The organism is Aquabacterium sp. A3 (genome assembly GCF_038069945.1).
Taxonomy (GTDB): domain Bacteria; phylum Pseudomonadota; class Gammaproteobacteria; order Burkholderiales; family Burkholderiaceae_C; genus Aquabacterium.
Genome location: NZ_JBBPEV010000001.1, coordinates 1,647,174 through 1,670,221, shown reverse-complemented (window position 1 = coordinate 1,670,221; position 23,048 = coordinate 1,647,174). Strand labels below are relative to the sequence as shown.

General features: G+C 66.7%; 19 protein-coding genes. 6 read left to right on the top strand and 13 right to left on the bottom strand.

The window, feature by feature from the left end; genetic code table 11:
• Positions 1-54: 54 nt before the first annotated feature.
• On the bottom strand, positions 55-2,481 hold the full coding sequence (locus WNB94_RS07380) for an ATP-binding response regulator (RefSeq protein WP_341389385.1): 2,427 nt from the start codon (positions 2,479-2,481) through the stop codon (positions 55-57).
• A gap of 164 nt (positions 2,482-2,645) precedes the next feature.
• Between WNB94_RS07380 and WNB94_RS07375 the strand changes: the two genes are divergently transcribed.
• Complete coding sequence (locus tag WNB94_RS07375) at positions 2,646-3,653, top strand: AAA family ATPase (RefSeq protein ID WP_341389384.1); 1,008 nt, start codon at positions 2,646-2,648, stop codon at positions 3,651-3,653.
• Positions 3,654-3,705: 52 nt separating this feature from the next.
• Here WNB94_RS07375 and WNB94_RS07370 read toward each other — a convergent pair whose 3' ends face one another.
• A complete protein-coding gene (locus tag WNB94_RS07370; RefSeq protein WP_341389383.1) occupies positions 3,706-4,518 on the bottom strand; it encodes a PEP-CTERM sorting domain-containing protein in 813 nt (270 codons plus the stop codon).
• Between the two features lie 122 nt (positions 4,519-4,640).
• Positions 4,641-5,432 carry a PEP-CTERM sorting domain-containing protein gene (locus WNB94_RS07365; RefSeq protein ID WP_341389382.1) on the bottom strand — a complete coding sequence of 264 codons (792 nt, stop codon included), beginning with the start codon at positions 5,430-5,432 and terminating at the stop codon, positions 4,641-4,643.
• Positions 5,433-5,640: 208 nt separating this feature from the next.
• On the opposite strand from WNB94_RS07365, the gene WNB94_RS07360 reads away from it, so the two are divergent.
• Entirely contained in the window at positions 5,641-6,603 is a 963-nt protein-coding gene (locus WNB94_RS07360) for a 5'-nucleotidase (RefSeq protein ID WP_341389381.1), read from the top strand.
• Positions 6,584-6,907 (top strand): hypothetical protein, encoded by a 324-nt coding sequence (locus WNB94_RS07355; protein WP_341389380.1) that lies wholly within the window; start codon positions 6,584-6,586, stop codon positions 6,905-6,907. The genes WNB94_RS07360 and WNB94_RS07355 overlap by 20 nt, the downstream gene beginning before the upstream one ends.
• Positions 6,908-6,920: 13 nt before the next feature.
• On the opposite strand, the gene WNB94_RS07350 is transcribed toward WNB94_RS07355, so the two are convergent.
• The 4 genes from WNB94_RS07350 to WNB94_RS07335 are packed head-to-tail and all read right to left on the bottom strand — an operon-like array spanning position 6,921 to position 10,276.
• Positions 6,921-7,529, bottom strand: coding sequence for an MOSC domain-containing protein (locus tag WNB94_RS07350; protein WP_341389379.1), 609 nt, complete (start codon positions 7,527-7,529; stop codon positions 6,921-6,923).
• Positions 7,530-7,566: 37 nt separating this feature from the next.
• Positions 7,567-8,724, bottom strand: coding sequence for an ATP-binding cassette domain-containing protein (locus WNB94_RS07345; RefSeq protein ID WP_341389378.1), 1,158 nt, complete (start codon positions 8,722-8,724; stop codon positions 7,567-7,569).
• Positions 8,721-9,440 carry an ABC transporter permease subunit gene (locus WNB94_RS07340; RefSeq protein ID WP_341389376.1) on the bottom strand — a complete coding sequence of 240 codons (720 nt, stop codon included), beginning with the start codon at positions 9,438-9,440 and terminating at the stop codon, positions 8,721-8,723. Before WNB94_RS07340 ends, WNB94_RS07345 begins: the two co-directional genes overlap by 4 nt.
• A gap of 5 nt (positions 9,441-9,445) precedes the next feature.
• Positions 9,446-10,276, bottom strand: coding sequence for a hypothetical protein (locus tag WNB94_RS07335; RefSeq protein ID WP_341389375.1), 831 nt, complete (start codon positions 10,274-10,276; stop codon positions 9,446-9,448).
• A 295-nt stretch (positions 10,277-10,571) separates the two neighbouring features.
• On the opposite strand from WNB94_RS07335, the gene WNB94_RS07330 reads away from it, so the two are divergent.
• A complete protein-coding gene (locus WNB94_RS07330) occupies positions 10,572-12,431 on the top strand; it encodes a phosphoenolpyruvate carboxykinase (GTP) (RefSeq protein ID WP_341389374.1) in 1,860 nt (619 codons plus the stop codon).
• A 95-nt stretch (positions 12,432-12,526) separates the two neighbouring features.
• Here WNB94_RS07330 and WNB94_RS07325 read toward each other — a convergent pair whose 3' ends face one another.
• Positions 12,527-13,795, bottom strand: a complete 1,269-nt coding sequence (locus WNB94_RS07325; protein ID WP_341389372.1) for a pectin acetylesterase-family hydrolase — start codon at positions 13,793-13,795, stop codon at positions 12,527-12,529.
• Positions 13,796-14,006: 211 nt separating this feature from the next.
• Here WNB94_RS07325 and WNB94_RS07320 point away from each other — a divergent pair, with 211 nt between their 5' ends.
• A complete protein-coding gene (locus WNB94_RS07320; RefSeq protein ID WP_341389370.1) occupies positions 14,007-14,825 on the top strand; it encodes a substrate-binding periplasmic protein in 819 nt (272 codons plus the stop codon).
• Positions 14,826-14,843: 18 nt separating this feature from the next.
• Here WNB94_RS07320 and WNB94_RS07315 read toward each other — a convergent pair whose 3' ends face one another.
• Genes WNB94_RS07315 through WNB94_RS07305 form a run of 3 tightly spaced genes read right to left on the bottom strand, consistent with a single transcriptional unit; the run spans position 14,844 to position 20,290 of the window.
• Positions 14,844-17,669 carry an ATP-binding protein gene (locus tag WNB94_RS07315; RefSeq protein ID WP_341389368.1) on the bottom strand — a complete coding sequence of 942 codons (2,826 nt, stop codon included), beginning with the start codon at positions 17,667-17,669 and terminating at the stop codon, positions 14,844-14,846.
• A gap of 57 nt (positions 17,670-17,726) precedes the next feature.
• A complete protein-coding gene (locus WNB94_RS07310) occupies positions 17,727-19,052 on the bottom strand; it encodes a pectin acetylesterase-family hydrolase (RefSeq protein ID WP_341389366.1) in 1,326 nt (441 codons plus the stop codon).
• 5 nt (positions 19,053-19,057) lie between these two features.
• Positions 19,058-20,290: a DAPG hydrolase family protein gene (locus WNB94_RS07305; protein ID WP_341389365.1), complete on the bottom strand. Its 1,233-nt coding sequence runs from the start codon at positions 20,288-20,290 to the stop codon at positions 19,058-19,060.
• Positions 20,291-20,367: 77 nt separating this feature from the next.
• Here WNB94_RS07305 and WNB94_RS07300 point away from each other — a divergent pair, with 77 nt between their 5' ends.
• Complete coding sequence (locus WNB94_RS07300) at positions 20,368-20,967, top strand: TetR/AcrR family transcriptional regulator (RefSeq protein WP_341389363.1); 600 nt, start codon at positions 20,368-20,370, stop codon at positions 20,965-20,967.
• Here the strand turns inward: WNB94_RS07300 and WNB94_RS07295 are convergent, their stop codons facing one another.
• Together WNB94_RS07295 and WNB94_RS07290 are read right to left on the bottom strand one after the other, a co-directional pair.
• A complete protein-coding gene (locus WNB94_RS07295) occupies positions 20,968-21,702 on the bottom strand; it encodes a hypothetical protein (protein WP_341389362.1) in 735 nt (244 codons plus the stop codon).
• On the bottom strand, positions 21,699-23,036 hold the full coding sequence (locus WNB94_RS07290) for a hypothetical protein (protein WP_445819031.1): 1,338 nt from the start codon (positions 23,034-23,036) through the stop codon (positions 21,699-21,701). Before WNB94_RS07290 ends, WNB94_RS07295 begins: the two co-directional genes overlap by 4 nt.
• Between the last annotated feature and the right edge of the window lie 12 nt (positions 23,037-23,048).

The window sequence follows — 23,048 nt, the reverse complement described above, 5'->3', positions numbered from 1 at the left end:
GGTTGGCGCACTTTGCACGGTTTACAGTTCGTGCACGTTTCATCAACGCTGTCATCACGTCCTCAGGGCCATGGTCTCCTCGACCATGGCCCTTATTTTTTCAGGCCTGAACGGCTTGTGCAACACCGGCACATTCAGGGCGGCGAGCTCGCGCAATTGCTCGGGCGCGGTGTCTCCCGTGATCACCAAGGCGGGCAAGTCAGGCTGCTGCCGTCGGGCCCATCGCAGCACATCGCCGCCAAAGCCATCAGGCAGCCGGTGGTCGCTGACCAGCAGCTGCCACGGGCCCTGCGCCTGTTGCTTCAGTTCGCTCAGGCTCGCGCAGGCATCCACCTGCCAGCCCCAGTCCTGGAACAGCAGGGCCAAGGCCTGACGCAAGGGGGCTTCGTCTTCCACCAGCAGCACGCGACGCCCTGATGCGGGCTGGGCCGACGATGGTGCCGTGGGTGTGTCAGAGGGTGCGTCAGATGGCGCCTCAGATGCCGAGGTGCGCGGCAGCGCCGAGCGTGGTGTGCGGACGCCCAGGTCTCGTGGCACGTCCAAGCTGAAGCAGCTGCCACGGCCAGGCCTGGAGCGCAAAGACAATCGGGTACCCAGCAGGATGGCGGCCCGGCGCGCGATCGCCAGGCCCAGGCCCAGGCCCTGGCTGTGGCCTGACCCGGTGCCCAGTTGCACGAACTCGTCAAAGACCCGTCGCTGGTCGTCCACCGCGATGCCTGGTCCGGTGTCCCAGACCTCCACGCGCAGCCTGTTGCCCTGCGTCCTCACCCCCACCAGCACGCCGCCGCAGCGCGTGTGCCGCACGGCGTTGCCCACCAGGTTGCGCAGCACCTGTTCCAGCAAAACCGGGTCTGCCCAGGCTTGCAGGTGCTTGGGCGCGTGAGCGCGCAGCCGCAGGCCTTTGTCACGTGCGTTGAGTTGCTCGTGGCTGAGGATGCTCTGGCACAGCGTTGACAGGCACACCCTTTGCGGGCGGGCCACGATGTCGCCGGCGTCCAGCCTGGACAGGTCCAGCAGGCCCTTGAGCTGGTTCTCCATGGAGATCACCGCCTCCGACAGCCGCTGGGTCAAGCCTTGTTGCTCGGGGGTCTGTACCCGTTGCGTCAGCAACTCGGTCATCAGGCCAATGGCCGCCACCGGTTGCCGCAGGTCGTGGCTGGCCGCCGCCAGAAACCGGCTCTTGGCCAGGTTGGCCTGTTCCAGCTCACGTGTGCGTTCGGTCACTTGCTGCTCGAGCGACTGGTTGATGTGTTCGAGTTGGTTGAAGGCTTGCACCACCCTGGCCAGCAGCATGGCCGAGAAGGCAGGCATGATCGTTGGTATGCCCCAGATCAGCCAGTTCCTGCTGCTGATGTCGCCTTCCATGCGAAGCGTTACAAAGTCATGGACCCCACTGATCAGGATGATCGCTGCACCGATCATCAAGCCCAGCAGTAAAGGCTCCATCCGAAACTGCCGACGCGATTGCCACAGCAGCCACAGGGTGGGCAACATCAAGCCAATCAGGATGGGCTGCAGCACGTTTCTGGTCTCAACCAAGGCGGGGTCCCAGGGCAAGGCCAGCAGAGACACCACAGGGGCCCCCACGCTGACCGCGATCAGTGTGCGACGCAGCCACAGGGGGTGGCGGTTGGTGATGTGCATCACCAGCCATCCCTGCGTCACCGCGGTGGCCGTGTGCGCCATGAAATAGAGCCAAGAGCTGAGTGCCAGTGGCAGCCCGATGTCTTCAATGACAAAGTGGCTGACGTTGCGCGCAAAGGCCACACCGATGAGCAGGCCGAACAGGCCGGCGGCCACCTCTTGCCGCCGCACCCACCATAGAAACAAGACGAACGTCGAAAATGCAAAACTGGCCAGGTTGACCGCCAGCAGTGCATGCCGGTGAAACACCTCTTGCCACAGGTGAGTGGTCCACATGGCGCTTTTGGGCGCCAGGCTCGGAGCGCTCAGCCCACCCTGGATGTGGTGCCAAACCTCTAGCACCAACTGGTTCTGTCCTTTGTGCAGCAGCGTGGGTGGCACAGCGATCAACTGGGTGCTCATCCCGTCACCCTCTTGGCGTGCAGTGGTGTTGTCTGACAGCAGGTGCCCGTTGAGCCACAGGCGGTGCTCGTGACTGACGTCCTGAAACCGCAGTGCCCACAGCGTTTGCGTTTCATCAGCATCGGCAGGTGTCCATGTGAAAGACACCGAGTACCTCGCCGCACCCCACTGGGGGTGTCCGTGATCGGTCCACTGGTCTGGCAAGGAGATGATTTCAGTGTGCCCTGCCTTGGCGTTGGGCGTGTCGCTCAGCCAGGTCCTGCTGATGTGTCCCCACTGAATGCTGGGGCTGGACGGCGGGGAGGGCATGAGCGCCCCGATCAGCCAGAGGCTGGCGATCAGCGACATCAATAGCCAGGTGCCGCGATGCAACCATCGTGGGGCATGCTGATCTGACAAGGAGGGGGCAGCCGCTCGCTGATCGTGAACTTCCATTGACGGCATTATTCACGGACCAGGCCATGGCCCGGGCGTCAGCGCCAATGACTGTGGACTCAGTTGGTGATAAACAGGATTTCGTCCCCCCTGTTCAAGGGCTCGCACCCGGGCAGGCTTTGTTGCAATCATCCATACCAAGCGTGGTTGTCTGGAGGGCTGATATGAGCAGCTGTACCGATCTCGTTCCCGTGCAACGGGACGACTTCCAAGGGCGCATTCCGATTGCCCACATGCGGCATGTCTACAGCTTGGATGCGGTGGAGAAACGCCTGGGCAAACTGCCCCCTCGCGAGCACGAATCGCTGCGCGCCACCTACGAGCGCATGCTCGAGAAGGGGCCCGAGCGCTTCCAGGTCAAGCCCTCGGGCCTGCCGGCCATGGAGCACCTCTACGACGAGCTGCCTAACTTCCACGAGGTGCTGGACGATCTCAAGCGCCAACTGGCGCTGTGCACCGACAGCAGCGACGCGCTGGAGATCACGCCGATGCTGTTGCTGGGCCCGCCCGGGGTGGGCAAGACCCACTTTGCGCGCGAGGTGGCCCGCCTGCTGGGCACGGGGCATGGCTTTTTGTCGATGAGCGCCATGACCGCCGGATGGATCTTGTCGGGCGCCTCCAGCCAGTGGAAGGGCGCCCGCCCAGGCAAGGTGTTCGAGACCCTGGTGGATGGGCAGTACGCCAACCCGGTGATGGTGGTCGATGAGATCGACAAAAGCAGCGGCGAGCACAGCTACGACCCGCTGGGGTCGCTCTACAGCCTGCTGGAGCACGACACGGCCGGCAACTTCACCGACGAGTTTGCCGAAGTGCCCATCGACGCCAGCCAGGTGATCTGGGTGGCCACGGCCAACGACGCACGCGGCATCCCTGACCCCATCCTCAACCGCATGAATGTGTTCGAGATCGAGATGCCCGACGCCGAGGCCGCGCGCAAGATCGCGGCCAAGTTGTACCGGGGCATTCGCGCCGACCACGCTTGGGGCCAACGCTTTGACGAAGAGCCCGGTGAGGCGGTGCTGGAGGCGCTGGGCAGCCTGGCGCCGCGCGAGATGCGACGCGCCCTCATGGTGGCCTTTGGCAATGCCAAGCTGGATGGGCGCGGCGCGCTGGAGGTGCGTGACCTGCCGGAGCAGGGGCAGCGCCGCACGCCGATCGGGTTTGTGCAGTGAGGTAAGGCCCGCGACGTGGTGAGGCGGGCCTTGCGTGCGTGCGCTGATCGATTCAGCGAGCTGATTGAGCGAGCTTGCGGCGGGCGCTGAGCGCCACGCCAACCAGGCCTGCAGCCAACAGGGCCCAGCTGCTGGGCTCAGGGACGGCCATCGCCATCGAGGGTGGCGAGAATGCGAACGGTGGCGCGTCAAGTGTGCTGTCGGTGATCCAGACGTTCAGCGACCCGTAGTTCGACGCGGTGGCGGCAAACCCGGCTTTGAGCAAGGCCAGGGCATCCAGGGACGAGGTCATTGCATTGAGGGCGTCACCACTCAGCGCCAGCTCAGACAGCTGGATGTTGAACTGTCCCTGAGCCCACTCGGTCGGGTTGTAGGTCATCGACGGGAGATTGAACAAGACGCCAGCGTAGGACACGCTGATGCCGCTGTCGGTCTGGCCCTGGATGGTGCCTTCGATGCGTTGATGTTGAAAATCGATGTTCAGGTTGTTGACTTCGAACCAGCCGCCGCCAGAGACGCCGGTCATCTTGTTCGTCTCGACGCGGTAGCCGAACGTGGTGCTCAGGCTCAGCACTTCGCCGGTGCTGCCCTCGTAGCTGAGTGAGGTGCCGCTCAGTGGGAGCTGTGCCGAGGTGTAGTCCCCGGGGTGGCCAACGATGCCCACGTTGAAGTAAGGCGGCACGGCGGTCAGCGTGGCGGCTGCGATATCGAACGAACTCAGCGTGTTGTCGCTCAGCGTCAAGGTGGCGCCGGCCACGATGGGCGACAGGCCCGACGAGAGGTCGATGGTTTCGGTGGCGGACCACGCCGACGAGGTGCTGGCGAATGCGATGGCGGCCGCCATCAGCGAGTGTGATGTACGCATGATTTCCCTTGTGTGAAGTTGAGTGCGCGGATGATCCGCGCGTTCATCTTAGGGATATCGGTCATGCCCGGGCAGGCACTGTGGCGCCTTTTCACCCAGCCCTTTGGCCGGTGAGTGTCGTATCAAATGTGTGCGCGCGTTACTTGTTGTGGATGGTGACGGCGCACCGCCACCACACCCATCAGCCCCAACCCCATCAAAGCCCAGGTGCCGGGTTCAGGCACGGCCACCGCCAGGGTCGGAGGGGTGAACAGCATGGTGTCGGGTGGATCCAGGGTTTGGTCAAAGATGGAAACGTTCATCGAGCCGAAGTTGAATGGCATGCCTTCTATGGGCAATGTCCCGAGCAGGCTGCCCAGTGACGAGGTCATCGCTCCCATGGCTTGCGGATCCAGCGTGATGGCATTCAGTTGAACACTGTATGTGGGCGACTGCCATGACGCCGGGTTGTACGTCATGAGGGGGATGTTGAAAATGGTGCCGGTGTAAGACACCGTGGTGCCGCCGTTGGACTGTCCCTGTATGGTGCCGTCGACACGTTGCGCGCTGAAATCGATGGCCAGACCACTGACCTCGAACGAGCCGCCAACGAGGATCCCAGCCACAGGGCCGGCCTCCACGCGAAAGCCTCCTGAGGTGCTCAGGCCCATGATTTCCTTCGTTTCGTCGTCATAGACCAAGGAGGCGCCCGGCAGACTGAAGCTGGCCTGGGTGTAGCCTCCGGGGTATCCAATGATCTCGCCTGTGCCAGGGGATACCTCAGACAGTTGGGATGCGCTGATGTTGAAGAGGGTGTCCAGCGCGTCCGCTGAGAGCGTCAATGTTGCAGAAGCCGAGGTGCTGAACGAGAGGTCGTCGGTGGTGGGGGCAGCCCCCGCAGTTGAACTGACGGCCAGGATGGTGATGGATGCCATCACATGGCTTGGTGTGCGCATGCGATCCCCGTTGACGTTGATTGAATGGTTCGCGAGGCACGCCCGAGGTTGTGCTCCGCCCTTGAATCAAGTGTCGCAACACCATCTTGTCAAGGCAAGCGCCAGAAAGGCGCAATGTCGCGTTTGCTCCCGTGTTTGGGGCATGATCTGGATCGCGCGCTTGTGCGCGAATGACCTGCCTTGAGCCATGCCCGCCAGCCTCACCGGCCGCCTTGTGGTGGCCATCTCATCCCGCGCCCTGTTCGACTTCGAAGAAGAAAACCAGGTCTTCGAAGGCTCGGACGACCGCGCCTACATGCAGCTTCAGCTGGACCGGCTGGACGTGCCGGCGCGGCCTGGCGTGGCGCATGCGCTGGTGCGCAAGCTGCTGGCCTTCAACACGCCCGAGCTGCCGCTGGTGGAGGTGGTCATCCTGTCGCGCAACGACCCAGTCTCAGGGATGCGGGTGTTCCGCTCGGCCCAGCGCGATGGCCTGCCCATCGACCGGGGCGTGTTCACTCGCGGGGCCAGCCCCTGGCGTTATCTGAAGCCCTTGGGCGCGCATCTGTTTTTGTCGGCCAATGAGGCCGATGTGCGCTCGGCCTTGGCCGCCGGGGTGCCCGCCGCGCGTGTGTTGCCGCACGCAGCCAGGGCGGGCGATGCGCACCCGCATGAAGTGCGCATTGCCTTCGATGGCGACGCCGTGCTGTTCTCGGACGAGGCCGAGCAGGTGTTTCAGCATGGCGGGCTGGACGCTTTTCACCACCACGAGGTGGAGCGCGCGGCCCAGCCGTTGCCGGACGGCCCCTTCAAGCCTTTGCTGACGGCCTTGCACGAGTTGCAGCAACGCGCCGCTCAGGGGGGCGTCATGCGCGTGCGCACGGCGCTGGTCACGGCGCGCAGCGCGCCAGCGCACGAGCGCGCCATCCGCACCTTGATGAACTGGAACATCGACGTGGACGAGGCCATGTTCCTGGGCGGGCTGCCCAAGGGGGCTTTTTTGCGCGAGTTCGAGCCGGACTTCTTCTTTGACGACCAGACCGGCCATGTCGAGAATGCCGCGCCCCATGTGCCGTCCGGGCACGTGGCCGCCGGGGTCACCAACGTGGCGCGTCTGCAGGCCGTGACCGCAGCCAGCCAGGAGGGTGAGCATGAGCGACGAGCTGTCTGACTTTTTTGCCCTGCCGCCTTTCAAGGCGGATGAAGCCCTGGTCAAGCTGCGCCGCGACCTGCGCGAGCTCAAGTCCCTGCAAGAGCAGGGCTCTGGCGCCACGCCTGCGCGCTTTGCGCTCAAGGGCGTGACGGTGATCGAGTTGCAACGGGCGCCAGAGGCCACAGCGATCCAGGCCCGTGTGGCCAAACGGCCGTCGCCACGCCCCGAGTGGGTTGTGCACACCTTGGGCAGCAGCGCCGAGGTGCGCAAGTGGCTGGATGGCGTGCGGCTGGCCGTGAAGCGCTGGGACGACGAAGACTGATCCGTTCAGGGCGTCAGTCGGCCTTGCGCCCGCGCATCTTGGTCTGGAACAGCTCGCGGATGCTCACGTCGCGCGGGCCGGGGATGAGCTCATAGGTTTCGCCCGCCGCGATGGTGCCGGGCTGCCGCACGGCCAGGTAAAAGCCGCAGTAGCCCGACTGGGCCATCATCTTCACCGCTTGCGGAAAGCCCATGACGGCGGCGAACTTGAAGCACGGCTGGCGGGGCTCGCTGATGGCCAGGGCGCAATCAGGAAACGCCAGCACGTCGCCGATGTAAGCGTCTGCTTCCAGCAGGCCGGTGATGGTGAGGTTCTCGCCCAGCATGCCGTGGGGCACGGTCTCGTCCCAGAGCTGTGCTCGGGCTTGAGCGCGCACCGTCTGCCAGAACGCGTAGTGTTCGTGGGGGTAGGCGTACACGGCCTTTTGCAGGCCGCCGTGCACCGTGGCGTCGGCCTGCTCGTCGCCGGCCAGGCCCAGGGGCCGCACCTCGATGCGCTGTGGGGCCTCGGGGGTGGACACCGCGCGCTTGCCAATCGCGCTCATCACGCGACGACCGTTGATGTTCAAGGCGGTGGCGGCGGCCACATTGACCGACAGCAGTTGGCGTTTGGGCAGTGACATGTGGCGCAGTGTAGGCCAGTGCGCGCAGCGGTGCCGCTCAGCGCCAGGCCGACACCGCCAGTGCCATGGCCTTGAAGCTCACCACACAGGGCTGGCCGGGCGACCAGCCCATCTGCTGGATGGATTTGCGCGTGAGCAGCCCCCACAGCGGCAGGCCGGGCAGCACTTGCGGGTTGAGTGGGTCGACCGAGCGGTCCAGCTCGATCCCCACGGCGCCATACACGCCATGCTCGCCGGCCAGCATGATCTGGGTGATGCGGCCACGGACGTGGTTGGTGCAGCTCGTGTCGACGGGGACGTCTCGGTGCAGGGTCACGTCGCGGGCCCTGAGCTTCACGCGCACCTTGGTGCCCACCGGGTGCAGCATGGCCGGCACGCTCACGCGCTGGCCCCCCAGGTCGACCTCGCTGAGCAGCCATTCGATGTCATGGCGCTTGACCTCGCCTTCGAGCACGCTGCCGGCGTGCAGTCCCTCCAGGAAGGTGGACAGCGACACGTCCGACAGGATCTGTGCGGTCGGGCCTGCGCTGGCCACGCGGCCTTCGTGCAGGATGACGACGTCATCGGCCAGGCGGATGACATCGTGCATGCGCGGGCTGACCAGCACCACCGGCAGCCGGAAGCGCGCGGCCACGTCGGCCAGCAGGTCGAGCAAGGCGTCGTGCTCGGCCTCGGGCACCTGGCCCAGCGGATCGTCCAGCAGCAAGGCGTTGGGCGACGAGATCAGGGCGCGGCCCAGGGCCAGTTTGAACCGCATGGCCGCGGGCAATTGGTGTGGCCGCTGCCCCAGCACCCCGCCCAGGTCCAGCCAGTTGACGATGTCGTCGGGCACCACCGTCAGGGCGCCCACATGCGGGCTGCCCTGGGCGCCAAACAGCAGGTTCTGGCGCACGCTGAGGTGGGGCACCAGGTGCCCATGGCCATCCAGCCAGGCCAGCTTGCGCTGATGGGCCGGCAGGTCGATGCGCGCGGCCGAATCGTAGACCGCATCGGCCCCCAGGGCCACCCGGCCGCCCTGCGCGGGCATCATGCCGGCCACCGCCTTGAGCAGACCCGACTTGCCCGAGCCCGCGCGTCCCACCAGGGCGCACACCCGCCCGGGTGCCACCCGGAACTGGGCCCGCACGTCCAGCCGGGAGGCGCGCAGGCGCAGCTCCACGCTCAATGGCTTCATGGGTCGGGTGCCCACGCTCATGCCATGCCCCGTTGCGTGCGGCGCTGCCGTCCCAACTGGCGACGCCAGGCCCGCCGGCTCCATTCGCTCAGCGTGATGCCCAGCAAGGACACGGTCAAGGCCACCGCACCGAGGGCCCACCAGGTTTGCTGGTGCGTCAGCAGCAGGCGCAGGCCACGGGCCAGGCTCAGCCAGTCCGGGCTGGCGCGCAAGGTGTCCGGTGTGAGGGCCGCCATCACCAGCAGGGCGATCAGGGATTCGCTGAACGACAAGGCGAAGCCCATGGCCATGGCCGAGGCCAGGGCCGGGCGGGCCATGGGCAGGGAGATGCGCCACCACGTGCGCCAGGGCGACAGGCCCAGGGTGCGTGCGGCGGGCACCAGCCAGGGGTCGACCTCTTCAAACGCCGGGCGCAAGAGGCGGATCATCCAGGGCAAGGTCATCAGGCAGCAGGCCAGCAGCGTGGTCAGCATGAAGTGCGCGGGCGTCCATCCCGCCAGCGCCTCCCACAGCCAGGCCAGGTCCTGCTGTCGCCAGCCCAGCCACAGCGCCAGCGCCACCAGGGCGGGCGGCAAGCCGGCAGGCAGCAGCACGGCCACGTCCAGCAAGGCGCTGGTGCGCCACCGCTGGCGTCCCATCCAGGTGGACCAGGCCAGTGCGGGGGCGGCGCACAACAGCACCGTGGCCAGGGCGATGAGGCCGCTCCAGCCCAGCACGCGCAGCACGCCAAAGTCCATGGTGCTCAGGCCCCCGGCAGGCGCCAGCCCGGGGCCAGGGCGCGCACCTGACGGCGCGCCAGCGGCGCCTCCAGCCACTTGACCAGCAGGCCGGCACCGGGGTGACTGCTGCGGAACGAGCGCGCCACCTGCAGGCTCAGGGCCTGCTCGGGGGCCGTGCTCAGCCAGACCTTGCGATCGCGCTCGGCCGAGGCCCGCCAGGCCGCACGAGGCACCACCGTGTAGGCCACCGAATCGGCCGGCGCGGGGCGGCTGGCCGGTCGCACGAGGGCGCCCTGCCGCGTGAAGCCCTGGCTCCACTGGTCGATCCAGGTGGCCAGGGCATGGCTGGGCGGCGGTGCCTCCCAGTCGGCCACGCCCGCCACACGGGCAGACAGCACCTGCATGATGGCGCGCGCCCAGTCGGATTCGCCGCGCAGGCCCGCCAGGTCGTCCTTGGGGCCCACCAGCAGCACATCGGTCAGGGCCAGGGTGCGCCGGTCGTGGATGAGGCCGGAGCGGTCCAGGGCGTCGGCCTCGGGGCCGCCCAGGAAGACCGCCATCGGCAGCGAGCCATCTTCCAGCATGCGCAACAGCACCAGGCTGTCGTGGGCTTGCCATTGGGCCTTCCAGCCCATGTCCTGGCGCATGGCCGTCGTCCAGCGTGCCGTCAGGCCAGAGCGCAGGACCAGCGAGTCCACCCCCACGGGCGGGCTATCGGCCCGGGGAGGAACGCGGGGCGCTGCCAGCACCGGTGTTTGCGCGCAGGCCAGCAAACTGAGCGCACCCTGCAGCCACCGTCGGCGGTCCAGAAGCGTGGGCACGGCCGCCGGGGGCATGTCGTGAAGGTATGTCATCAGGCCACCAGCATACAAAAAATGTCGCGCTTCGTGACCGGGTGCTCACCCGGGCGCCCCTGAAGTGACGCAGACCCTCGGACGAGGGGGGAACCAGAAAATCCCAGTCTGGACTAAACTACGCGGTTACCACTGTGACGTTTGCGTGACGCGAAATGAGGCGTTGGCGCATCGTATCAGGCGGTGAATGCGGGGTGTCGACAGCGTTGATGAGCCGGATCGGTGGCAGGCGTTGCACGCAGATCAAGGCCACAGAGCGTTGTCGAGACCCTGTTTTTTACTTTTGGAGCTTCTCATGACGACGACTGCTGCACAGGTGAACGCACCTGCCTACGTCAAAAACACCAAGCTGATCGCCTGGGTGGCCGAGATGGCCGCGCTGCTGCAACCCAAGGACATCGTCTGGTGTGATGGCACCACCGAAGAGTACGACCGCTTGTGCGCCCAACTGGTGGCTGCCGGCTCGTTCAAGAAGCTCAACCCCGAGCTGCGCCCCAACAGCTACCTGGCCTGGACCCATCCGTCCGACGTGGCCCGCGTGGAAGACCGCACCTACATCTGCTCGGCCCGCAAAGAAGACGCTGGCCCCACCAACAACTGGTGTGACCCCGCCGAGATGCGCGCCAAGCTGCAGACTGGCGAGCAAGCCCTGTTCAAGGGCGCCATGGCCGGCCGCACCCTGTACGTGGTGCCGTTCTCGATGGGCCCCCTGGGCTCCGACATCGCCCACATCGGTGTGGAGCTGTCTGACTCGGCCTACGTGGCCGTGAACATGAAGCTCATGACCCGCATGGGCAAGGGCGTGATCGACGTGCTGGGCACCGATGGCGAGTTCGTGCCGTGCGTGCACACCGTGGGAGCGCCGCTGGCCGAAGGTCAGAAGGACGTGGCCTGGCCTTGCAACCCCGACACCAAGTACATCGTTCACTACCCCGAGACCCGCGAAATCTGGTCCTACGGCTCGGGTTACGGTGGCAACGCGCTGCTGGGCAAGAAGTGCTTCGCCCTGCGCATCGCCTCGACCATGGGACGCGATCAGGGCTGGCTGGCCGAGCACATGCTGCTGCTGGGCGTGACCAACCCCGAAGGCCAGAAGTTCCACGTGGCGGCCGCCTTCCCCTCGGCCTGCGGCAAGACCAACTTCTCCATGCTGATCCCGCCCGAGGGCTACAACGGCTGGAAGGTCACCACCATCGGCGACGACATCGCCTGGATCAAGCCCGGACAAGACGGCAAGCTGTACGCCATCAATCCCGAGGCCGGTTACTTCGGCGTGGCCCCTGGCACCAACCTGCACACCAACTTCAACTGCATGAAGTCGCTGGACCGCGACGTGATCTTCACGAACGTGGCCCTGACCGACGACGGCGATGTGTGGTGGGAAGGCATGACCGACACGGCGCCTGCGCACCTGATCGACTGGCAGGGCAACGACTGGACCCCGGCCATCGCCAAGGAAAAGGGCACCAAGGCCGCCCACCCGAACGCACGCTTCACCGTGGCCGCCACCAACAACCCGGTGCTGGACCCCGAGTGGGACAACCCCGCTGGTGTGCCCATCGACGCCTTCATCTTCGGTGGCCGCCGCTCGACCACCGTGCCGCTGGTGACCGAGGCCCGCGACTGGACCGAGGGCGTCTACATGGCCGCCACCATGGGCTCCGAGACCACCGCTGCGGCCTTTGGCCAACAAGGCGTGGTGCGCCGCGACCCCTTCGCCATGCTGCCCTTCATGGGCTACAACATGAGCGACTACTTCCAGCACTGGCTGAGCCTGGGCGGCAAGCTGCAAACCGCTGGTCACGCCTTGCCCAAGATCTTCTGCGTGAACTGGTTCCGCAAGGGCGCCGATGGCAAGTTCGTGTGGCCGGGCTACAGCGACAACATGCGCGTGCTGGAGTGGATGCTGGGCCGCCTGCAAGGCAAGGCCAACGGCGTTGAAAACGCCTTCGGCATCAGCCCCACCTATGAGGACATCAACTGGAACGGCCTGAACTTCACCAAGGAACAGTTCCAGTCGGTGATCGGCATCGACACGGCCGCCTGGCAGCAAGAACTCAAGCTGCACGACGAACTCTTCACGCAGCTGTCGTACAACCTGCCTGCCGAAATGCCGGCCACCAAGGCCAAGCTGGCGCAGCGTCTGGCGGCTTGAGCCGCTGCGGCATCGCTGCCGCATCCATGAACAAGGGGCCCGACGGGCCCCTTGTTCGTTGTGGGCCACCCTGGTGTGGGTGGCCGCAGGCGGGCTCAGACCAGGTCGCCCAGGATCACATCGGCAAACCAGTCACGCAACAGGATGCGTTGCGAGGTGGGGTTGTCCTCAAAGGCGCGGATGGGCGTGCCTTTGCCGTCCAGCAGGTTGTCCACGAAGGTGCCCACCGACAGCAGGCCCTTGTCCAGGATGCTGGTGCCACCGAAGGTGACGATCGTCAGGCAATGCGAGCCGTTGAGTTCGCGCTTGTTCGGGATGTAGTAGCCCACATTCGGCTGCGTGTTCATCTGGGCGATCCACGGCGTGATCTCCTGGCGCCACTTCTGGTTGAGCAGCGACAGGCGGGTGGCCTCGTCGGGTGCGTTGGCGATCTCGGGGTAGAACTTCTGGTACGAGAAGGCAGAGAAGTTGGTGTCTTCCTGGAAGTTGGCGTAGCCGATGCGGTCGTTCGGGAAGATCTTGCCGATGCCGGCGGTGATGCTGCCCAGGTTGTCGGCGGTACCGGCGTTGGGGTACTTGCCGATCAGTTTGGTGACCAGCCCGTTGGGGCCGTCCAGTCCCCACACGCCACGGATCTTGTTGTGCAGCAAGACCGAGGGCGCCTGCTCGGGGGTGGCGTTGCGCGGCACGTCAAACAGCGGGCCGGAGTCGGCCAGCAGGGCCATCTTGCGCGGTTTGATGGTTTCGCGGAAGTCGGCGTACAAGGCCGTGGAGCCCACGCCGCCAGCCGAGAAGCCCGTCAGCAGCAGGTGAGCGGGTTGCTTGGGCAGGTTGTTGGCCATCCACTTGGCCACGGCCTGCGCGTTGACGGCGCCGCGGTGGTAGTAGCTCAGGGGCTGGGCAGGATCGACGTTGTCGTACACGGCGATCTTGTTGCCGGTGTGCACGTCGCCGGTGCAGTACGTCAGGTAGACGATGTTCCAGCTTTGGGTCTGCACGCTTTGCAGCGGGTGCAGCCGGGCCGTGAACGGCGTGACCAGGCCGAGCTTGGCCTGGCGGTTGAAGTCGCTCATGTAGTTGGTGGGGATGCCGTCGGGGTTGACGGCGTCCAGCAGCGTGCCGCCCTTGCAGGCCGCCTGGTCCCAACAGGCGCCGCCGCCTTCAAACATCACCACCGCCTTGCTGGTGAAGGGGGTGCGGTTGACGAAAAAGCGGTACGGGGTGCCGTTGCCGCAACTGGCGCCACTGGAGGCGGGCAGCTCGACCATTTCCCATTGGAAGTAGCCGGCGTGGGCTGCGAGGCTGAAGGCCAGGCTGGCCCCAAGCACCTGGCCGGTGCGGCGGATGATGGATGGCAGGGTCATGGGGTACTCCTCGGTACGTGGTCTGGTGGTCGTTGCACCCAGTGTGGTCGCCCGGCGGGCGCCGCTGTGGTGTGGTCATCCCGGGTGCTGGCGTGATCCTGCACCCCGTTCACGGGGGATGACTGTCGGGCGCTTGACGCTTGGCGTCATTGGCGCCTCGGGTTTACACCGTGGATGCACCGCAGGCGGCTTCATGGCACCATGGCGCACCATGACAAATCACGCCGCAGTGGAAGGCTGCTCGCGACGCTGCTGGGTGCTGGGCGCCGGTGCGGCGGTGCTGGGCGCCTGGGCGCCGCGTGCCGCAGCGGCCGAGGCCTTGCCACTGGCCTTCGATGCCGCCAGCCCGCCCACCATGTACCTGGATGAGGCCGGACGCTGTGCCGGCGTCTACCCGGCCATCGTGGGCGCGGCCCTGACCCTGATGGGCGACAACGCCCGGCTGGAGGGCTGGCCATTCAACCGCGTGGTGCAGGCCTTTCAGCAGGGGCGGATGGGCGCAGGTGCGGTCATCGCCACCCCGGCGCGGCAACAGATGGCTGATTTCAGTGCGCCGTATTTTCAGGAGCGCCTGCGCCTGGTCGTGCGCCCGTCATGGTCGGGGCGGGGCATCTCTCTGGAAGCCTTGCAAGACCAGGTGTTGGGCGTGATCCGTGGCTGGTCGTATGGCCAGGCCTTTGACGAGGCGCGGCAACAGGGGCGTTTGCGCTGCATCGAGTTCAACAGCGACCTGGCGGGCCTGATGGCCCTGAAGCGCCAGCGCATCGACGCCATGGTGTGCACCGAGCCGGCGGCCCTGGTGTGGTTGCGCTGGCCTGCCTTGTCGAGCCTGTGGATGGCCGAGGGCGAGCTGTTGAGTTTTGGCATGCACGTCGCCTTCCGCAAGGGCTTGGCGCAGCAGGACTGGCTGCGCCGTTTTGACGAGGCTGTGGTGCAACTCCGGGGCAGCGGCCGTCTGGACCAGGTGGTGGCTGCCGCCTTGCAGCAAGCCACGCTGCACATGCATGAGCGATTGCTTGGCCCGCCCTGAGGCGGGCGTGGCCGGCACTCAGAACGGGTTGACCGCCGGCCGTCGTTGCAGCACCCCGATGGGCGGCGCCCAGCGCGCGCCCTTGGGTTTTTTGGCCGTCACCAGGGTGACGTCGGCCGGCTCGAACACCTCGACGTTGTGCGTGATGGGCGTGGTCAGCACGTACTGCGCGCGCGTGCTGCGCAGGAAGTGGCCCACCAGCTGGATGTTGCGCACGTCCAGGTGGGCGAAGGGTTCGTCGATGAAGACAAAGCCGCCGGGGGTTTCGTCGTCCTTCATCAGCCCTACCAGCAAGATGAGCGACTTGATCACCTGTTGGCCGCCCGAGGCCTCGCCGTCGTTCAGGCCAATGGCCCCCTTGCCGTCGAAGTTGAAGTGCACCTTCAGCTCGGCCTGGCGCAGCAGGCCGTCGTCGCCGTCCAGGTGGGGCAGCTCGGCGTTCACCTCCACGCCGGCCAGTTGCCCCAGCTCGACGATGTTCTTGCGGTAGCGACGCACCGTGGCCTTGAGCACATCGGTGTAGCGCTCGCGGGCGTTGTCCACGGCGATGCCGGCGGCCACGTTGCTGGCCTTGCGCTGGCCCAGCTCGTCTTCCTGGCGCATGACGTTGGCGTTCATCAGCGTGAGTTGCTCGATGACGGTGGCGTCCGTCTCCCACTGGCCCTCGTGGAGCTCGCGTTCGACCGCCTCGGCCCGCAGGCGGGCCTGGGTGGCGTTGCCATAGTGGTCCAGCATCTCGCGCACACGCTCGGGGCGGCGCCAGTGCGCAGGCTGTGAGAGCTTGACTTCGCGTGACATCACGGCCTGGGCCATGAGGTCGTCAAAACGTTGCTGCCACTCGCGCTCGTGCTGGGCGCTGCGCCCCTCCAGGTGGGCCAGACGCTCCTGGGCTTGTTTGTAGGCGTGCTGCGCGTTGGTCTGCTCCACCACAGCGTGTTTGAGCTGGCGCTCGGCCTCTTGCCAGCGCTCGCCGGCGTCCACGCGGGCCTGCTTGAGCACGGGCAACTGGCGGCGGGCCTCGTTGAACTCGGCCTCGCGCTCCAGCAACTCCGCGGCGGCGGTGAAGCCTTGTGCGGCCTGTCGGGCGTCTTGCAGTTGCCGCTCAAAGAAGGCCTGATCGCGCACCACGCGCGTCATCTCTTCATCGAGCTGCGCCAGGCGGGCTTCGATGGAGTGGCGACGCGCGGCCACGGCCGAGGCACCGAATTGGTACTGGCCCGGCTCGACCCACACGCTGCGGCCGCCGCGGCCATCGCGGTGGTAGGCCTCAGGGGTGATCCATTCGCCACCCAGCTTCACGCCCGCCTCGGTGTTGTCCACACGGCGGATGTTGGCCAGTTGGCGCAACAACCAGTGGGGCAAGGGCGCGCTGACCTTCAGCACGGCCAGCAAGCTGCTGCTCTCGGGCTGGGCGGGGGCGTCTTCGGCATCGGCCACGATGTAGTGGCGATAGCGCTCTTTCTCGGCCAGGGCCATGGCCTGGGCTTCGTGGCGCGGGTTGGCCAGCACCACCACCCAGCGGCTGCCGCGCAGCACGCCTTCGGCGGCGGCCCGCCAGCGCTCATCGGCGATCTCGATCACATCGGCGATCACGTGGTGGGCGATGCCCGCCTCATCCAGCACACGGCGAAATCGCTGCACATCGTGGGGCGGCGGTGCCAGGCGCTGGCCACGCAAGCCGTCCATGGCGCGCTGCGCATCGTCGCGCTGGTCTTTGAGGCGCTGCCACTGGGCCGAGAGCTTCTGCTTGTGTTCGCTCAGTTCGGTAATCCGGGTGGTGAGCTTCTCGGCATCACCTTCGACCACGGCCAGGCCCTGCAGCTCGTCGGCGCGCTTGACCAGGGCTTCCACCGGGCGCTCGGCATCGCGGGCTTCTTCTTGCAGGCGGCGGGCGGTACGAACCTGGGCTTCGAGCGCTTCCACGCGCTCGGCGGCCGCGGTCTGGTCGTGCAGGCGTTGCAGCAGGTCGGCTTTCACCTGGGCATGCTGGCGGCGGTCGTCGGCCGATTGCAGGCGCTGGCGGTGCAGCTCGCGCAGCTTGTTCGCCAGTTGCTTGCGCGTCTCCACATTGCTCAGCACGGGCACCACCTCGGTGGCCAGGGTTTCGCGCTCGGCGCACTTCAGCTCGTACTGGCGGTACAGGTTCACGCGGGATTCGAGCTCGGCGCGCTGGGCCTTGCCGTGCGAGAGCTCGCGCTCGGCGGTCTCCACCTCTTGCAGCAACTGCTTCTGGTGGGTGCGGGCCTCGTCGTAGCGGTCCAGCACCTCCTGGTCGCCGAACACATCGAACACCAGGCGCAGCAGTTCTTTGGGGCTGTACTCGCACAGGCGGTCGGTCTGGCCCTGCTCCAGCGCCAGCACCTTGGCGATGGCGCGGCTCAAGCCGGCGCCCTCCAGGCGCTTGCGCCAGTTGTCGATGCCCAGCCAATCCCGCTCGCCGGGGCTGCCGCGCTCGATCAGCTGCTCGATGCTCACATCGCCTTCGACCATGATGTAGCGGCGCGTCCAGTCGCCGCCATTGCGGTCGATGCGGCACACGAGGGTGACCACATCGGCGTACAGCAGGCAGCGCGCAAAGGGCCGGTTGCTGGACTGGCGGTTGCGGGGGCGGTTGTCCACCGTGGCGCGCAGCCAGGCGCTGTCGGCGTTGGCGTGGCGCGCGTAGGTTTTGTAGCTGCGCCCGCCCGAGCACTCCAGGCCCAGCAGGGTGCGCATGGCGTCCAGCAGGGTGGTCTTACCCGAGCCATTGGGCCCGGCCACGGTGATGATGCTGCCGTCCAGGGGCAGGGTCAGGCGCTGGCAGTAATCCCAGTGCAGCAGTTCGAGGCTTTGCAGGTGAAACATGGGGCAGGGAGTCCGGACATCGCGGCGAACTGGCGATTGTGCCGGACTCTGCTGGCGTCACAGTCCCAGGGCTTCAAACACGCTGTCTTGCAGGCGGCGGCTCAGGCTGCCCCACCAGCTACTGTCGGGCTCGCTGGGCGAGGCCTCGGCTTTCATCACAGGCCCCTGACCGTCGATCAGGTCGTCGATGAAGTCGGTCACGCTGTGCGTGCCAGCCTCTGGGATGCCGGTGTGGTCGAACGTGAGCATCGTGGTGGTGTGCGACTTCAGCACCCGGTCACGGCGGTATGGCACATACAGGCCGATGTTGCTTTCTGCGCGCAGCGGTGTCGCCCAGGCCTCGACCTCCTGGCGCCAGCGGCGCAAGCGCTGGGCGTCGCGTTCGGCGATGGTGCTGCCGGCGCGGATGTCCGGATGAAAGTTGTCGTAGGCAAAGGCTGCAAACAAGGCGTCGCTGCGCGTCAGCGAGTAGCCGATGCGGTCTTGTGGAAAGACCCGGGCGATGGCGGTGTTCAGGGACCCCAGGTTGTCCGGGTCACCACCGGCTTGAGGGTAACGCGCCAGCAGGCGGGCGATCAATCCATCGGCGGCGTCCAGGCCCCAGGCGTCGCGGATGGTGGCGTGCAGGGGGGCTGAGGGGGCATCGGTCGGCGAGGCCTGCCGCGGCACGTTGAACAAGGGCCCCGAGTCTGCCAGCAAGGCTGACCGCTGAGGGTTCATCTGTTCGCGCACATAGGCGTAATTGGCGGTGGCGCCGGCACCGCCGGCCGAGAACCCGGTGACCAGCAGGTTCTGCGGACGGCGCATGTTGGCACCCAGCCACCGGGCCATGGCCTCGGTGTTGATGTTGCCGCGGTGGTGATACACCAGGGGCTCGCCGCCTTCGGGGTCGGGGTAGACTTTGATGCGGTTGCCGGTATAGACGTCGCCGGTGCAGTAGGGGGCGTACACGATGTTCCAACCCTGCGTCTGTACGCGCGAGGTGTTCAGGCGTGACGCCAGGGGCGTGATGTAGCCGAACAGGGCCGAGTTGAACACGCCCAGGGTGGTACCCGCGTCGTTGGGCAGGCTGGGTGTCAGGCGCGTCATGTAATCAGTGGGCACGCCATTGGGGTTGATGGCGCCCAGAAAGCCGTCCTTGTAGAGGCAGGCGTTCTTGTCATAACAGGCGCCGCCGCCTTCAAAGATCACGATCGTCTTGCTGGTGAAGGGCGTGCGGTTGACGAAGAAGCGGTAAGGCGTTCCGTTGCCGCAGGTGGCGCCCGTGGAGGCTGGCAGTTCGACCATGTCCCATTTGAAGTAGCTGGCGTGCGCCGCACCGGTGATGGTGGTCAGGGCGGTGCCCAGGGCCAGGGCGGCCAGGGTGTTGATGGTGTGTTTCATGGTGATCACTCTCCGAGGTGTTCGCGTCGGTACAGGCGCGGTAAAAAATAGGGCAGCATCTGGAACTCGCGCAGGGCGTGGCGGCCCAGATCGTCAAAGAAGGTGCGGCTCAGCAGTTGCACCAGCGCCGTGTTCTCGAACGTGGAAGTCAGCACCACGCCATCACCACGGGGGGTGGGCCGCCAGCTGTGCAACAGCCCGTTGGGTGGCAGCAAGCCACCCACCCAGGGCGGGTTGGCCAGGGCGTAGAAGTAACCTTCGCCAGCGGTCAGGGGCACAGGGGGCGGCCTGAGGGCCGGATCGGCCCCGGTGATGTCCAGCGACCAGGCGCTGCGACCGATGGTTTCACGCACGCGCTGCACCGCGCCGATGTCGTACTGCATGTCGGGCTGGGTGGGCGGCACGCGCCAGCTGAAGCTGAGGTGGTCGATGGGCTGCCACAGCTTGTAGCGCGCGGTGTTGCCAATGTGGTCCCACCACCAGGCCAGCATGTCGGGGGTGATCCCCTTGATCTCTTGCACCACCGTCAGGCGCTTGGTGAGTTGTTTGCTCAGCGCACCGATCTGGTAGCTGCCGCGCTGCAGAAAGACCTGGTTGAAGTAGCGCTGGTCCAGTTCGTTCATCACGGTGGGCTGCAGGCCTTGCAGGGTGCGGCCGATGACCTGGATGACCGCTGCAGCCACAGCGGGTGCCTCATGTGGGTTCAGGGCTTCGATGCGCACCGCGCAGTGCTCGAAAGCAGCCCCCGTGGCCTCGTAGTGCACCAGCACCTGCACGGCGGCGCCGCCATCCACGCGCACACTCAGGGCCAAGAAGCTGTAAGGCTTGGTGCCCAGGAAGTTGTCGGAGGGCACCTGGCCTTGCACCGACTGGTAAGGCAGGTAGGCCACGTCCAGCACGTGCTCGACACCTTCCCAGCGCACCCGGGCCTCGAAGCGGGCCCCGGCCGAATAACCCAGGTGCTCGGGTGTGGTGGGCGCTTGAATCCATCGGAAGCCCCGGTGGTCGGCGTGGGCGCGCTTGAACAGACCCTCGTCCAGGTTGTCCCACAACCAGTTCAGCGCTTCGGGCCGCACGCCCGACAGCGTGAAGGCGATGGTGGGCGCGCTGCTGGCGTGAACCTCACTGGTGGTGCTCAGGTTCAGGCCCACAGCCACCGGCGCCAGGGGCACGATGCTCAAGGCCAGGGCGCGCAGCCAGCGCTGGGGCCCGAAAGGCAGTCTGTCGAAAGCAGGCATGGGGTGTCCAGTTCTCTACAAAAGTAGAGGTCAACTCTACAGGTGTAGATGACGCAGGGTGATGGTGAAAACCCGTGGTGCAAAACCCGATACGCTTGCGCCTGATGGAACCCGACCGCAAGACGCTGATTGCCGATGCCGCCATGGCCATCCTGGGCACCCAGGGCGCCAGGGCGCTCACCCACCGTGCCGTTGACGCCCAGGCGGGCCTGCCGGCTGGATCAACCTCGTTTTATTGCCGTACCCGGCTCGAACTGCTCAAGTTGACGCTGGCTCGCCATGTGGCCCTGGACCTGGCCGATCTGGCCGCCGATGCGGCAGCATCACCAAGCCACGACACGCCTTTGGCCTTGGCTGATTTGCTGGCATTGCTGCAGCATCGGCTGCGTGATTGGCTGACGCCGCCCAAGCGGGTTCGGCTGGTGGCCCGTTTCGAGCTGTTCCTGGTGGCGTCCAGAGAGCCGGAGCTGTCGGCCATCCTGGGCCCGATGAGGGACCAGTTTCTGGCGGCCACTGAAGCCGCCCTGGCACGCTGTGGCCTGCGCGACACCGGCTCACGAGCCCGTTTGCTGCTCTCGGTGGTGGATGGCCACTTGCTGGACTGCGTGCGCAGCGGCAGTGACGCGCCACTCAGCGAAGGCCAGATGGCCCTGCTACTGCACGCGCTGCGCGAGTGATCAGGCAGGCGCGCTGTCTTCGTCCGCAGCCTCGTCTTCGATGATCTCTTCCAGCGGGGGCTGGGTCATGGCCTGGGGCAGGTGGGCAAACAGCTCGCGCGCCTGGGTGAGCACGTCGCTCAGCGCGCCTTGCAGGATGCGTGGGGCCAGGGCGTCGTAGTCCAGCAGCAGGTCCAGCAGCGGGCCTTCGGCGATGTCTTCGCCTTTGCGCGTGATGAAGCCGTGGTGTTCCAGGCGTTTGAGGTTGGTGTCCAGACGGGTTTTTTTGCCCAGTTGCACCCCGAAGTCGGCCAGCAGGGCCCGGTAGGGCACCAAGGGGCTGACGCTGGCGGCCGAGGGCACGGGCTTGTCCTTGCCGAACATGTCGTTTTGCAGTTCGCCCTCGGCCTGCGCGGCACGGGCTTGCTGGCGTTCGCGCTTGGGCAGGATGATCAGCGCCCACAGCACCACCAGCAGGGACACGGCATCGCGCGGCAGGTCGATGTTGTTGTGGCTGTTGAGGCCGGCCTCGCCAAACACGGCGGCTTCGGCCGGACGCAGCAGCGCCACGGCGATGTGGTCGGCGTAGAGGTTGTCGATCAGGCGCAGGCCCACCTGGGCCAGGCGCTCTTGCGTGGCGGCCCACAGGTCGGCATCGATCAGGGCGCGCTTCACGCGAGGGTGTTGCCGGGGCAACCAGCGTCGGGCCAGCAGTTCGGCGGCCAGCAGGGCCGCATCGTCAAGGTGTGCGCTCATGGGGCAGGGGTGTCGTCAACAGGCCGGGGGCTGATCACGCCTTCGCTGATCAGGGCCACGGCCTCGTCGGTGGTGGTCTGGTGGCGGGCTTCAAACGCCCATCGCCAGGGCGCGCGGGCCAGATCGCCGGTCAGGCCTTTGAGGGTCTGGGCCTGGGCGTCGCCCACCAGCGGCATCAATTGCATGCGGTAGGCGGCCTGGGCAAAGCGGCCGCCCAGGATGGCATCGGCCAGGGGGCGCTCTTGCTGGGGCGCCTGGGTGTGCCAGCGGGCCAGCTGGTCGATCAGGCCACCCAGCTCGGCGGGCAGGCTCAGGGTGTCCAAGGCGCCCTCGGCGGCTTGCGTGGCAGGCGGCAGGCCGGTGGCCTGGTTCGGGTTGGGGCGGTCGCGCTCGAACTCGCCCTCGGCCACGTCCACCAGGTCATGCTGGCTGACCAGCACCGGTCGCACCGGCAGGTTCAGGGCCTCGCCCATCAGCTCGTGCAGCGCGGGGTGGCTTTGCAGCCAGGCGCGCACATCTGACGTGGTCAGGCCGGTGGAGCCCAGGGTCAGGCGCTGGCGGTCGGCCTGCTGCAGGGCACGGGTGAACTGGCTGGCCATGGCCAGCAGCCGGGCCTGGGCCTGGCCGATGGCCCGGGCCTCTCGTTCCAGCCGGGTGTCTTCGTGTTCGGCGCGGATGAGGGCCGTCAGCGCCTGCCCGGCGCGGTCCACCAGTTGCAAGGCGCGGTCAAAGCGGGGCTGGGCGGCGCGCAGGCGCGCTTCCGAGCCGCTGGCAATGGCTTCGCCGAATTCGTCGTGCAGTCGCGCCAGCTGCGCGTGCAGGTGCTTGAGCTGGTTGGCATTGACCAGCCCCAGTTGCTGGGCGCCGGCCACCTGGGCCAGCAGGTCGGCCATTTCGTCGGTGGCATCCCCTTGGGGCGGGGTGCTCAGGCTGGCCAGCAGGCCGTGCACCTGCTGCGCCAGGGCAGAGAGGTGGTAGTCCTGTGCCGTGGCGTCCCACACGAGCAAGTCCAGGTCGCGCAGGCGCTTGAGTGCGCTGTCCAGCGAATCCGGCAAGAGCATGTGAAAGAGCCGGTTCACGTCATCGCGTGACAGGCGGCCTTGTGGCTGGCTGGCCAGCTCCAGAAAGCACCACAGGCGCAGCTGCACCCCGGCCTGCGGGCCGCTGAACAGCCCCCGCAGGGCCTCAATCAAGGGCGCACGCTGGCCCAGTGCCCAGGCCAGTGGGTGGGCAGGGGCTTCGCCAGGGTCGCGGAAGTGGCTGTCGAAACTCGCGCTGTCGTTCGAGTCGGGGGTGAGCGCGTCGGTCATGGGGGTGGATTGTGCCGGAGTCATGGAAGGGCCCGG